Genomic DNA, 12,247 nt, shown 5'->3' with positions numbered 1-12,247 from the left:
GAAATTGGAAGGTTTCTTTTATTTTGTAACCAATACTTTTTGATTTACAGGTGTTACAGGTTCTTCACCGTTTAATACAGCTAAAATATTTCTTACTGCCATTTCAGCCATCGCATCACGCGTTTCAAACGTTGCATTCCCTACGTGAGGCGCAAGTACCACATTCTTTAATCCTTTTAGCTCTTCTGTAATTTTCGGTTCAAATTCAAATACATCAAGAGCTGCACCTTCAATTTCATTCGTTTTTAGTGCATGAGCAAGTGCAAATTCATGCATAATTGGTCCACGTGAAGCATTTATAATATATGCTGTTTTCTTCATCATTTTAAACTGTTCTTCATCAATCATATGATGTAATTTCGGATTATAAGCACAGTTAATTGTAATAAAGTCCGCTGTTTGTAATAATTCTTCCAATGTTACATATGTTGCTCCCAGTTCACTTTCAGCTTCAGGCTTACGATTTGGCCCTGTATATAAAATATCCATTCCAAATGCTTTCGCACGCTTTGCAACTGCCTTCCCTATTTCTCCAAGGCCAATAATTCCAATTGTCTTACCGTGCACTTCGCGGCCCAAGAAAAATAATGGTGCCCAGCCGTTAAATCCAGTTGTACGACATAACGTATCCCCTTCAGGAATTCTACGTGCCGCTGCTAAAAGAAGTGCAAATGTTAATTCTGCTGTCGCTTCAGTTGATACTTTCGGTGTATTCGATACTGCAATTCCTTTTTCTCCTGCATACGTAAAATCAATATTGTCGTAACCAGCACCGTAGTTTGCAACAATCTTTAAATTAGGTGCTGCATCAATAACTTCTTTCGGCACCTTTGTAGAAAGTAAACTTAACAATGCATCTTTATCTTTTACACGCTCTGTTAATTCATCTAAAGAAATTAACTCCTCTTTATCGTACATTTCTACATCATGATCTTTTAATAGTTCTAATCCGATTTCTGGAATTTTCCCTGCAACTAATATTTTCGCCACTACTAACACCTCTTCTATACAAAATAAGATATCTCTTATATTTCATTGTAAGAAATCCACATGTAAAAACCAAGGAATTTGATTATAGTTTTGAAAATCGACACTTTTTTACCCATAAGAAAAGAGGAGATTCATCTCTCCCCTCTTCTTACGCTTTCTCTTGCGATTCTTGCCCAAGCTTTGCATCTATTGTTCCTTCTGCAACTGTATCACTAATTTGTTCCTCGATAACTGAGTTAGCTGTATTATTCGTTTCAGAAGTATAAGCTTGATCTGCCGCTTGTACGTTTTGTTTATTTTGTTGTTTCGCCATTTTCCACCCTCCTTTTCATTCTTTCTTATTTTGAACAAAAAGGGTCGTTTTCATCAAAAAATCGTGTTTTATTTTGAAATTGTTACTTCTTCTTCAAGCAATCTCATCGTTCTTACTCGTTTCGTAAATGTAGCTATGTGAGAAATATCATGATTGCGTAATGTCTTTATATTCTCTTCCACATACTTTCCTAAATCATTCGGATAATGAGCATCTGAGGATAGAGTAATCGGAACTCCATACTTAGCTAATACTTGCAAATAAAGCGGACTTGGACACATTTCGCGCACAGGATAGCGATAGTACAATCCCGCATTTATTTCTGTTGCGGTATTTGTTTCCACTAACGCACGCGCAATTTCCTTATAATAAGAAAGCTGTTCATTCTCATCTAATCGGTAATTAAATACTTTTATGTTATCAAGATGAGCTATTATATCAAAGAGCTCAGAACGAACAGCACTTTCAACTGTAGCGAAAAACGTATGATATAAAGTATGTAACTCATGCGTATCAAAATACTCTTTCGTATCTGGATTATCAAATCCCCATCCATCTATAAAATGGACCGAACCGATTACATAATCAAAGTCTCCTAGTGCTAGCAAACCTTTTAACTCTTGTTCCCCGCCGATAAAATAATCTGCTTCAATTCCAAGCTTAAGCGTTATCCCCCGTTTACTCCATCGCTCTTTTGCATCTTCAATCGCCTTTGTAAATTCAGAAATAGACGTTACTCTTACTTGATCTAACCATTCCTTCTGTAAACGACCAAGCTTTGAATGACTAATATCTACATATTTCTCATAATATCCTTGCGCCTCACGAAAACGATATAAATGATCAACAATACCAACTTCTTTTATACCTTTTCGTAAAGCTTCTTCTAAATATAAATCAATCCATTTTGCTGTAAACGGCCCTTCCTTCACACGTTTTTGCAAACGTTCTTGCGTTTTTATAAGCCACTCCATAGAATGTTTTTCTTCTTTAAGCGGTTCATAATATTGTAGTGCTTCATTTATTTTAGCAAGCCAACCTATTGAATACGGTCCTTCTTCTAAATGAATATGATAGTCCACTTTCATACATATCCCCCCTATAATGTATCTATTTCTCTTCTGTCCCCTACTCTCGAAAGCTTTCCGTTTCGTTCTTTCACTTCCTTCATAACATCTTCTAATGATATATTTTTTTCGGCTAATAAAACAAAACAGTGATAAAATACATCAACCATTTCTTTCACTAGTTCTTCTTTATCATTATTTTTAGACGCGATAATTACTTCTGTGCACTCCTCACCAATTTTCTTTAAAATTTTATCTTCACCTTTTGAAAATAAATAATTCGTATATGATTCAGAAAGTGGATTTTTCTTTCGTTCTTCAATTGTTTCAAATAATAACTTAAGAATATCTTCCATATGTATCCCCCTATATAATTTTATAGTGAAAACACGTTTTTTCTCCCGTATGGCAAGCAGGCCCTACTTGCTTTACGACAACAACGATTGAATCTTGATCACAGTCTAAATAAAGTGATTGCACATATTGGATATTTCCCGATGTACCTCCTTTATTCCATAACGATTGTCTCGAACGGGAATAAAACCATGTTCTTTTCGTTTCCAGCGTCTTGTCATACGCTTCTTCATTCATATAAGCTAACATTAAAACTTCTTTCGTATCTTCCTCGATAACAACAGCTGGTATCAACCCTTTTGCAAAGTTAGGTTTCATAACCGCACCTCAACGTTGGCTTCTCTTAATTTTCGCTTTACATCCTGTACAGTCGCTTCACCATAATGAAAGATTGATGCTGCTAATGCTGCATCAACTGTTGTCTTTTGAAATACTTCTATAATGTGATCCACATGACCACATCCACCTGATGCGATTACTGGGACAGAGACGCTGTTTGAAATTGCTTCTGTTAAACGAAGATCATATCCGTTTTTCGTTCCATCTGCATCCATACTCGTCAACAAAATTTCTCCTGCTCCGAGCTCAACAACGCGCTTCGCCCATTCGATTGCATCCATCCCTGTATTAAGTCTTCCGCCATTTACGTATACATTCCATTTATCTTCTGCTACTTTTCTAGCATCAATTGCTACGACAATACATTGTGAGCCAAAATGTTCTGCACCTTCCTGGATTAACTTCGGATTTCTCACTGCCGCTGAGTTTATTGAGACTTTATCCGCTCCAGCTCTTAGTAAATTGTACATTCCTCTCACATTTGAAATCCCCCCGCCAACTGTGAGAGGAATGAATACTTTTGAAGCAGTTTTTTCTACAACATCTATAATCGTTTTTCGCCCTTCATGCGTCGCAGTAATATCTAAAAATACGATTTCATCTGCTCCCGCATCATTATATAATGCGGCTATTTCAACAGGATCACCGACGTCTTGTAACCCTATAAAATTTACACCCTTTACGACCCGCCCATCTTTCACATCTAGACATGGAATAATTCGTTTCGCTAACATAGTTTTGTTACCTGTAACACTTCTTCTAAATCAATCGTTTTCTCGTAAAGTGCCTTTCCAATTATGACACCATATATATTCATATCATTTAATCTTTTCACATCTTGAATAGATGCGACACCTCCAGATGCAATCACACGAATACCCACGCTTTTTTGCAGTAACTCCAATTGCTCAAAATTTGGTCCTGCAAGTGTCCCATCTTTTGAAATGTCCGTAAACACAATCGTTTGAACACCTAAACTTTCCATTTGCTTCGCTAAATCGATGTACGAAATTTCAGACACATCGAGCCACCCCCTTGTTGCTACGAAACCATTTTTCGCATCAATTCCAACTATGATTTTCTCCTTATATAGACGAACCGCTTCTTCTAAAAATGATTTATCGTAAAGGGCAGCCGTTCCTAATATCACTTTTTCTACACCTACTGACAACAACTTCTCCACTGCCGCGAGTGACCGAACTCCTCCTCCAACTTGCACCGGAATACATACCGCCTTGCATATTTTTTCAATGACAGGTAAATTTACTGACTCCCCAGCAATTGCTCCATCTAAATCAACAACGTGTAGTATTTTCGCTCCAATTTTTTCAAATACTGTTGCTTGTGCGACTGGGTCTTCATTCATCACCGTTTCTTTACTAAACTCTCCTTGATACAGCCTTACGCATCGCCCTTCTTTTACATCGATAGCTGGGAAGATTTCCATGCTTCTACCACTCCTTTGAAATTTTTTAACATTTGCATTCCAATTTCACCACTTTTTTCAGGATGAAACTGTGCGCCAAATATATTTCCTTTTGCTACAAAACCAGGTACTTGCACTCCATACTCACTTGCCCCATACACAATTTCATTTGGACAATCTGCATAATAAGAGTGGACATAATATACGAAAGAACCGTCCTCTACTCCATTCCAAAGCGGTATTTCTCCATCTTTCTTCAACTTATTCCACCCAATATGTGGAATTTTATAAGGAACTTTTAACTTTCTAATGACACCTGGCAATAAATTTAATCCGTTACAGTCTTGTAGTTCCTCACTTTTTTCAAATAAAAGCTGCATTCCTAAGCAAATACCTAGAAGTGGTTTTCCTGAACTTCCAACTTCTTTTAGCACACATACTAAATCTTTTTCTTCTAAAATGTCCATCGCCTTCGGAAATGCACCTACTCCCGGTAAAATAACGCCATCACTTCTCAATATTTCTTCTTTGTCATCCGTTACGATGTACTCTGCTCTAATATATTTTAATGCTTGTTCCACACTGCGAATATTCCCCATTCCATAATCTATAATAGTAATCAATTACAACATCCCTTTCGTTGAATTTACACCAGTAATGTTGGCATTTTTATCGACTGCCTCTCTAAGCGCTCGACCAAATGCTTTAAATAGAGCTTCAATTTTGTGATGTGTATTGCTTCCGTATAAAATGCGAGCATGTAACGTAATATTTGCAGCATGGGCAACTGCTCTAAAAAATTCTTCCGTTAATTCTGTGTCAAAATCTCCAAGCTTCGGATTTGTTAATTCACCTTGAAATACAATATATGAGCGCCCGCTTATATCAATCGCGACAAATCCTAAAGATTCATCCATCGGTACATACGCTGAGCCGTAACGATTAATCCCTTCTTTATTTTGCAATGCTTCTTTCAAGCAAGTTCCGAGTACAATTCCAACATCTTCAACCGTATGATGCGCATCAACGAATACATCACCTTCAGCTTCAACTTGCAAACCGAATCTTCCATGCCTAGCAAATAAAGTTAGCATATGATCAAAAAAACCAACTCCCGTTTGCACAGAAACATTCGTACTTTCATCGAGCTGCAAACTTAATTTAATCTTTGTTTCAGTCGTCTCACGTACTTGACTAGATTGGCGCATTATTCTTCCTCCTTAAACCTAATTTGGATCGCTCTTGCGTGTGCATGTAAACCTTCTTTATTTGCAAGTTCTACAATATGATGCTGTACACTTCTTAACGCTTCTTCCGTATAAGAAACGAAGCTTGATTTTTTCACAAAATCATCGACGGATAACGGAGAGAAAAACCTTGCTGTTCCACTTGTCGGTAATACGTGATTCGGCCCCGCCAAATAATCTCCGAGCGGTTCAGGTGCATATGGCCCAAGAAAAATTGATCCAGCATGCTTTACATAAGCTAGAGCATTCATTGGCTCTTTTATGTGTAACTCTAAATGTTCTGGAGCGATTTCATTTGATAAATGAAACGCCTCTTCTAAAGAAGGGACAATAAAAATTGCTCCATTTCTTTTTATTGACTCACGAGCTATTTCACTTCTTGGTAACGTCTCTAGCTGTCTTTCTATTTCTCTTTCTACTTCTTTAGCAAGCTGTACATTCGTTGTAATACAAATAGCAGTCGCTCTTTCATCATGCTCTGCTTGTGATAATAAATCAGCAGCAATATATTCGGCATTTCCTGTTTCATCTGCGATAACTACAATTTCTGATGGTCCAGCAATCATATCGATATTGACTATCCCATATACTTCTCGCTTCGCTAGAGCAACATATAAATTTCCAGGTCCAACTATTTTATCTACTTTAGGAATCGATTCCGTTCCATATGCTAGAGCAGCAATTGCTTGAGCACCACCGGCCATATAAATTTCATCTACACCTGCAAGTCTTGCAGCAGCTAAAATATGCGGATCAATTCCTCCTTGCCTCGGCGGTGTTACCATTACAATTTTTTTCACTCCTGCGAGTTTTGCTGGCAATACATTCATTAATACTGATGAAGGATACGAAGCTGTCCCGCCCGGCACATATACACCTACATTTTCTAACGGCCGAATGAGCTGTCCTCTAATTACCCCTTCACTCACGCAATCGAACATAGATTGTCTTGTTTGCTTTTCGTGATACGAGACAATGTTTTTCTTTGCCTCTTCTAACGCTTCTAAAAAAGCTTGTTCTACAAACTTACTTGCTTGTTTTATTTCTTCTGCACTTACACGAAAATCTTTTATCTCTACACCATCAAACTTTTTTGTATAGAACGATACAGCTTTATCTTTACTCTCCCTTACGTTTTGAACAATTTCGCTTACACTTCTTTGAACAGTTTCTTCTATTAAATTAGCGCTTTCTCGTAGCAATTTTATTTTCGATAAAGCCTCTTGGAAATCTTCACAAACTATCTCCATTGAAAGTCCCCCTATTTCCCTGACAAAATTTCTTGTTCCATCATATTTATAATACCGAATATTTCGTCTTTTTTAGTTTTCAATGCAGCCTTATTCACAATCATTCGAGCTGATATAGAGCACATTTCCTCAAATACAATTAACCCGTTTTCTTGTAATGTTTTTCCTGTTTCAACAATATCAACAATTGCATCTGCCAAACCTAGAAGTGGAGCAATCTCTACAGATCCTTCTATTTTAATAATTTCTACATCCTCCCCTTTATCATGAAAATATGTAGAAGTAATGTGCGGATATTTCGTAGCAATTCGTTTTTTTCGATAACTCTTCGGATTATACGTAGGAATAGAAGCGACACAAAATTTACACACGCCTACTCCTAAATCCACCATCTCATATATATCTTTCTCAAATTCCATTAATATATCTTTTCCAACGACTCCAATATCAGCTACGCCATGTTCTACATAAGTAGCAACATCTACCGCTTTCACTAAAATAAATGAAATGTTTGTGTTTTTACTTTTAAACACAAGTTTTCTTCCTTTATCTTTGAGCTCCGAACAATCAATTCCAATTTTCTCAAACAGTGAAATAACATGCTTTTCTAATCTTCCTTTCGTTAACGCAATTTGAATGTTACGCATGAAGCCTCTCCTTCTTTCTGGATGATCCATTTCTCTCTCCATACATATTCCACTAGTGATTCACTCTTCGCCTCAACGACTGTCATTATTTTATTCTTGTTTGCAAATTGAAAAGTATCGTTTAAATTAGAGAATAAAGATAACTGGGCATTCTTCCCGTCCTTTTGAAGTAAATTTCGTAACCTTTCCGCTTCTGCTAATCTATTTAACTCATAATGAATCATAATATCTATTCTCTTTCGTTTATATGGTTCTTGCTGCTCTTGAAGTGCCTTAACTATTTGATTTACTTGCACCGCGAGCCCAACCGCTGGCATCATCTCTCCAAAATTTCCAATTAATTCATCATACCTTCCGCCACTAACAATCTCTTCTCCAATTTCATATATATACCCTTTGAAAATAACACCCGTATAATAATCCAAATGTTGAACCATACCTAAATCAATTGATATGTAAGGGCCATATCCTAACTGTTCAATTGTTTCATATATTTCTTTCACTCTTGCAATGGCCATTTTCATTTCATTACTTGAGGCGAGTTTTTCTGCTTCCTCAATAACATCTAAACTCCCGAATAACCTTGGTAGTTTCTCAAGTAATCTTACTGTTTCATCACACCGATCTAATTTTTTTTCTTCGATAAAATTTGAGAGACCGGCATAATTTTTACTCTCAATATATGTTCTAAGTAACTTCTCTTCTTCATCATGAATAGAGAGTTTTTTTACAATACATTTATATAACTGCACTTGCCCAATCTCAATTGTAAAAGATTGTACCTTCAATTTTTGAAGTGCTTGAATTACGCTTATGACACACTCAATTTCCGCTCTTACATTATCAATCCCGATAATTTCAATACCACTTTGTACCATTTCATTATATTTTCCAGAAAGCGACTCATTTGCCCGAAATACATTTCCACTATATGTCACTTTAAGAGGAGTGTCCCATCTCTGCGTTCCTATTACTCTGGCTAAAGGAATTGTCATATCTGGGCGTAAAACGATAATCCGCCCTTTTTCATCAAAAAATTTATACATCTTTTCTTCATCTATTGGCCTATTTTGAAATGCAAAAACATCGTAAAATTCAATTGTAGGTGTCCTTATTTCTTCATAACCTCTGCCTAAAAAGGTCCGTCTTAATTTTTGTTCCACTTCTTCAATTAACGTACATTCTTCGAATAAGTAATCCCTCGTTCCATTCGGATTTGCACGCTTCCACTTTGCCATCTCATTTCACACACCTTTCCCTCTCTAATGTATGCTCATTCCATTCACCTAAACCGAAAATAAAAAGAGCCTTGTAGAAAAAATACCTACAAGGCTCTTTAGTAGAGTGTAGGTACAACGGGAATAACCCTTGTGCCTACACGTTTTCACGTTAGGTTCAAGGGTTTCATGTATGATGATGTAGTTGTGTAAGCATTTTAATAGATTGCACGATATTCATAATACTTACTCCCTTTCTCCTCTGATTTTCACATAGTATATAACAGTTAATTCTGAATGTAAACACATTTTTTAATATTCCGTTATTTATTAATGTAAGGCTATCTCTCTTTCATACTCTCCAATTTCTCGTTCGTATTGCATCGTAATGCTAATTTCATCTAGACCATTTAATAATTTCTCTTTCCACATTTTTTCGATTGTAAAATGAAACCTATGCGTATTCGTTGTAATTACCTCATTCTCTAAATCTACTTCTATTTGTTCTCTCGCATCCGTTTTAGCAAGTTGTTCACGCATTTCTTTATCCATTACAATCGGTAACATACCATTTTTCATGCAATTCATATAAAAAATATCTGCAAATCCCCCGGCGATAATAACGCGAAAACCATAATCAGCAAGCGCCCACGGAGCATGTTCTCTTGATGAACCGCATCCAAAATTATCACCCGTAATTAATATACTTGCTCCTTTCCGTTCTTGCGCATTAAGAGGGAAATTAGGATTTTCATGGCGCTCATTATCGTAACGCCACTCATCAAATAAATATTTTCCAAATCCCGTCCTTTCAATTCTCTTTAAATATTGCTTCGGAATAATTTGATCTGTATCAATGTTATCATTCATAAGTACTGCGGCAGTACCTTTATGAATACGAAATGGCTCCATCATAATTCTCCTTTCTAATATCAACAAAATGACCATATAACGCAGCTGCTGCTGCCATAGCTGGGCTTACTAAATGTGTTCGTGCTCCTTTCCCTTGCCTTCCTTCAAAATTACGATTTGAAGTAGATGCACAATGCTCCCCTTCAGGCACTTGATCCGGATTCATTCCAAGACACATTGAACATCCAGGCTCTCTCCATTCAAATCCCGCTTCTTCAAATATGTGATGTAATCCTTTTTGCATCGCTGCTTCTCTTATCCTTTTAGAACCAGGCACAACGAGGGCTCGCACACCGTCTTTCACTTTTTTCCCTTTTACAACAGATGCTGCAATTTCCAAATCAGATAATCGAGAATTTGTACAAGACCCAATGAAGACATGCTGAACTGGAATTTCAAAAGTACTTTGTCCAGGACTCAATCCCATATACGAATATGCTCTTTCATCATTTTTATCATGTTTTTCTGGTAATTTTTCATCAATTCGAACACCCATACTAGGATTTGTTCCCCAAGTGACATACGGTGCTAAATCCGTAACATTTACCGAAATATGTAAATCATAAATTGCATCTGAATCTGTATAAAGCTCCGACCATTTTCCCGTAAACATTTCATAGTCTTTCGGTGCATATTCACGCCCTTTTACATAAGAAAATGTTTTCTCATCTGGTGCAATGATGCCAGCTTTCGCTCCCCCTTCAATTGCCATATTGCAAAGTGTCATCCTCTCTTCCATTTCCATAGCATGAATCGTCTCACCGTAAAATTCCATTACATATCCAGTTCCAACTGCTACACCGTACTTTGAAAGGAGATGCAAAATAATATCCTTTGCATAAACGCCTTTTGGTAACTTTCCTTTTAATTCAATTCCCATCGCTTTCGGCTTTCGTTGCCACAACGTTTGCGTTGCTAATACATGTTCTACTTCACTCGTACCAATACCAAATGCTAACGCTCCGAAAGCACCGTGGGTGGCTGTATGACTATCACCACAAACAATCGTTTTCCCTGGCTGCGTGAGCCCAAGTTCTGGTCCTATAACGTGAACGATTCCTTGCTCTTCATCACCAATATCAGCTAATGACACCTGAAATTGTTTACAGTTCTCACGAAGTGTATCCAATTGCTGCTTCGCAATACGATCGGTAATATTCCAAACATCTATCGTCGGAATATTATGATCCATCGTTGCAAACGTTAATTCCGGTCTGCGGACAGTTCGATTTGCCAGCCGCAAGCCTTCAAAGGCTTGCGGTGACGTTACTTCATGAACGAGATGAAGATCGATATATAATAAATCCAATCCATTTTCATTCGTTACAACTACATGTCTCTCCCAAAGCTTATCTAGTAATCTTTTTCCCATTATCGTCCTCTCCCTACTAGCGCTTGCTCTTCCATTTCTTGAATAACCGCTTTCGTAAATGAAGTTGTCGTCTCATCTCCCCCAATATCAGCTGTACATTTTCCAGATTTAAGAACTGCAGATATCGCGGATTCAATTGCATATCCTTCTCTCGTTAATCCAAATGATTGTCCGAGCATCATCGCAACTGAACGCATCATCGCAATTGGATTCGCTTTATTTTTCCCTGCAATATCTGGTGCTGATCCGTGAATAGGTTCATATAAAGACGGCCCATTTTCCGCATGACTCGCTGATGGAAGCATTCCTAATGAACCTGCCAATACAGAGGCCTCGTCACTTAAAATGTCACCAAATAAATTTTCGGTTACAATTACATCAAAACGTCCTGGATTCCGAATTAACTCCATAGCAGCTGCATCTACTAAAATGTGCTCTAATTCAACATGAGGATAACGAAGAGCTACTTCTTCCGTAACAGCTCTCCACAGTTTACTAGATTCTAAAACATTCGCTTTATCAATAGACGTTACTTTTTTCTCTCTCTTACTCGCTAATTGAAAAGCATACGACACGATACGTTCAATTTCATGACGATGGTACGTAAGTGTATCAGTTGCCGATTCTTCCGTTCTTTCTTTTGGATAAGAGAAATAAATACCACCTGTTAGTTCACGAACGACAACGAAGTCAATTTCATCTGCGTTTTTTAATGGCGATAAATGTGCAGTTGCGCTTTCTACTGTTACAGGGCGAACATTTGCAAATACACCAAGTCCTTTTCTTAAAGCTAATAATCCTTTCTCTGGCCTTTCTTTCGTATCATCCCACCGAGGTCCACCAACCGCTCCAAGTAAAACCGCATCACTCGCTAAACAAGCGGCAAGTGTTCGCTGTGGTAATGGTTGCCCAGTTAAATCGATAGCAGCTCCGCCAAAGTACTCATCTTGTAAATGAAAATGATGTCCATATAACCTCTCTACCATATGCAATACTTCCTTCGCGCTTTCCATAACTTCCGGACCAACACCATCACCCGCTAAACAAACGATACGTTTTTCCAATTAAAACACTCCTTTTTATCTGAATTTTCAGAAATATATTTTGATAAGT

The 12,247-nt window shown here is 37.4% G+C and carries 15 protein-coding genes; all 15 read right to left on the bottom strand.

The window, feature by feature from the left end; all coding sequences use genetic code 11:
* Positions 1 to 18: 18 nt before the first annotated feature.
* The 15 genes from MHB76_RS07070 to leuB all read right to left on the bottom strand — a co-directional run bounded on the left by MHB76_RS07070 (position 19) and on the right by leuB (position 12,198).
* The gene (locus tag MHB76_RS07070) at positions 19 to 990 is read right to left on the bottom strand and encodes an NAD(P)-dependent oxidoreductase (protein WP_002201194.1); all 972 of its coding nucleotides are present in this window, start codon (positions 988 to 990) and stop codon (positions 19 to 21) included.
* A 148-nt stretch (positions 991 to 1,138) separates the two neighbouring features.
* Positions 1,139 to 1,303, bottom strand: coding sequence for a YozQ family protein (locus tag MHB76_RS07065; RefSeq protein WP_002158663.1), 165 nt, complete (start codon positions 1,301 to 1,303; stop codon positions 1,139 to 1,141).
* A 68-nt stretch (positions 1,304 to 1,371) separates the two neighbouring features.
* Positions 1,372 to 2,391, bottom strand: a complete 1,020-nt coding sequence (locus MHB76_RS07060) for a histidinol phosphate phosphatase domain-containing protein (RefSeq protein ID WP_078174444.1) — start codon at positions 2,389 to 2,391, stop codon at positions 1,372 to 1,374.
* An 11-nt stretch (positions 2,392 to 2,402) separates the two neighbouring features.
* Positions 2,403 to 2,726, bottom strand: coding sequence for a phosphoribosyl-ATP diphosphatase (gene hisE, locus MHB76_RS07055; RefSeq protein WP_002158665.1), 324 nt, complete (start codon positions 2,724 to 2,726; stop codon positions 2,403 to 2,405).
* Between the two features lie 10 nt (positions 2,727 to 2,736).
* Positions 2,737 to 3,042 carry a phosphoribosyl-AMP cyclohydrolase gene (gene hisI / locus MHB76_RS07050; protein ID WP_002158666.1) on the bottom strand — a complete coding sequence of 102 codons (306 nt, stop codon included), beginning with the start codon at positions 3,040 to 3,042 and terminating at the stop codon, positions 2,737 to 2,739.
* Positions 3,039 to 3,797 (bottom strand): imidazole glycerol phosphate synthase subunit HisF, encoded by a 759-nt coding sequence (hisF, locus tag MHB76_RS07045; RefSeq protein ID WP_078174445.1) that lies wholly within the window; start codon positions 3,795 to 3,797, stop codon positions 3,039 to 3,041. Before hisF ends, hisI begins: the two co-directional genes overlap by 4 nt.
* On the bottom strand, positions 3,791 to 4,510 hold the full coding sequence (gene hisA, locus MHB76_RS07040; RefSeq protein WP_078174446.1) for a 1-(5-phosphoribosyl)-5-[(5-phosphoribosylamino)methylideneamino]imidazole-4-carboxamide isomerase: 720 nt from the start codon (positions 4,508 to 4,510) through the stop codon (positions 3,791 to 3,793). The genes hisF and hisA overlap by 7 nt, the downstream gene beginning before the upstream one ends.
* Positions 4,483 to 5,112 (bottom strand): imidazole glycerol phosphate synthase subunit HisH, encoded by a 630-nt coding sequence (hisH, locus tag MHB76_RS07035; protein ID WP_078174447.1) that lies wholly within the window; start codon positions 5,110 to 5,112, stop codon positions 4,483 to 4,485. Before hisH ends, hisA begins: the two co-directional genes overlap by 28 nt.
* The gene (gene hisB / locus MHB76_RS07030) at positions 5,113 to 5,697 is read right to left on the bottom strand and encodes an imidazoleglycerol-phosphate dehydratase HisB (protein WP_002158670.1); all 585 of its coding nucleotides are present in this window, start codon (positions 5,695 to 5,697) and stop codon (positions 5,113 to 5,115) included. It lies immediately after the preceding gene.
* Positions 5,697 to 6,986, bottom strand: coding sequence for a histidinol dehydrogenase (hisD, locus tag MHB76_RS07025; protein ID WP_078174448.1), 1,290 nt, complete (start codon positions 6,984 to 6,986; stop codon positions 5,697 to 5,699). Before hisD ends, hisB begins: the two co-directional genes overlap by 1 nt.
* Positions 6,987 to 6,997: 11 nt before the next feature.
* Positions 6,998 to 7,633 carry an ATP phosphoribosyltransferase gene (gene hisG, locus MHB76_RS07020; protein WP_078174449.1) on the bottom strand — a complete coding sequence of 212 codons (636 nt, stop codon included), beginning with the start codon at positions 7,631 to 7,633 and terminating at the stop codon, positions 6,998 to 7,000.
* On the bottom strand, positions 7,609 to 8,871 hold the full coding sequence (locus tag MHB76_RS07015; RefSeq protein WP_002201203.1) for an ATP phosphoribosyltransferase regulatory subunit: 1,263 nt from the start codon (positions 8,869 to 8,871) through the stop codon (positions 7,609 to 7,611). The genes hisG and MHB76_RS07015 overlap by 25 nt, the downstream gene beginning before the upstream one ends.
* A 309-nt stretch (positions 8,872 to 9,180) precedes the next feature.
* The gene (gene leuD, locus MHB76_RS07010; protein WP_078174450.1) at positions 9,181 to 9,762 is read right to left on the bottom strand and encodes a 3-isopropylmalate dehydratase small subunit; all 582 of its coding nucleotides are present in this window, start codon (positions 9,760 to 9,762) and stop codon (positions 9,181 to 9,183) included.
* Entirely contained in the window at positions 9,740 to 11,134 is a 1,395-nt protein-coding gene (gene leuC, locus MHB76_RS07005; protein WP_078174451.1) for a 3-isopropylmalate dehydratase large subunit, read from the bottom strand. The genes leuD and leuC overlap by 23 nt, the downstream gene beginning before the upstream one ends.
* Positions 11,134 to 12,198: a 3-isopropylmalate dehydrogenase gene (gene leuB, locus MHB76_RS07000; protein ID WP_078174452.1), complete on the bottom strand. Its 1,065-nt coding sequence runs from the start codon at positions 12,196 to 12,198 to the stop codon at positions 11,134 to 11,136. Before leuB ends, leuC begins: the two co-directional genes overlap by 1 nt.
* Between the last annotated feature and the right edge of the window lie 49 nt (positions 12,199 to 12,247).

Origin of the sequence: Bacillus sp. FSL M7-1345, assembly GCF_038006985.1 — a bacterium.
GTDB classification, from domain to species: Bacteria; Bacillota; Bacilli; order Bacillales; family Bacillaceae_G; genus Bacillus_A; species Bacillus_A cereus_U.
This window is presented reverse-complemented; position numbering and strand designations above follow the sequence as displayed.

Bases quoted from the DNA above. Each gene is read 5' to 3' on its own strand.
- hisE (WP_002158665.1), bottom strand. From the start codon at position 2,726: ATGGAAGATATTCTTAAGTTATTATTTGAAACAATTGAAGAACGAAAG.
- hisF (WP_078174445.1), bottom strand. From the start codon at position 3,797: ATGTTAGCGAAACGAATTATTCCATGTCTAGATGTGAAAGATGGGCGG.
- hisA (WP_078174446.1), bottom strand. From the start codon at position 4,510: ATGGAAATCTTCCCAGCTATCGATGTAAAAGAAGGGCGATGCGTAAGG.
- MHB76_RS07015 (WP_002201203.1), bottom strand. From the start codon at position 8,871: ATGGCAAAGTGGAAGCGTGCAAATCCGAATGGAACGAGGGATTACTTA.
- MHB76_RS07060 (WP_078174444.1), bottom strand. From the start codon at position 2,391: ATGAAAGTGGACTATCATATTCATTTAGAAGAAGGACCGTATTCAATA.
- hisG (WP_078174449.1), bottom strand. From the start codon at position 7,633: ATGCGTAACATTCAAATTGCGTTAACGAAAGGAAGATTAGAAAAGCAT.
- leuD (WP_078174450.1), bottom strand. From the start codon at position 9,762: ATGGAGCCATTTCGTATTCATAAAGGTACTGCCGCAGTACTTATGAAT.
- MHB76_RS07065 (WP_002158663.1), bottom strand. From the start codon at position 1,303: ATGGCGAAACAACAAAATAAACAAAACGTACAAGCGGCAGATCAAGCT.
- hisI (WP_002158666.1), bottom strand. From the start codon at position 3,042: ATGAAACCTAACTTTGCAAAAGGGTTGATACCAGCTGTTGTTATCGAG.
- hisD (WP_078174448.1), bottom strand. From the start codon at position 6,986: ATGGAGATAGTTTGTGAAGATTTCCAAGAGGCTTTATCGAAAATAAAA.
- hisB (WP_002158670.1), bottom strand. From the start codon at position 5,697: ATGCGCCAATCTAGTCAAGTACGTGAGACGACTGAAACAAAGATTAAA.
- leuC (WP_078174451.1), bottom strand. From the start codon at position 11,134: ATGGGAAAAAGATTACTAGATAAGCTTTGGGAGAGACATGTAGTTGTA.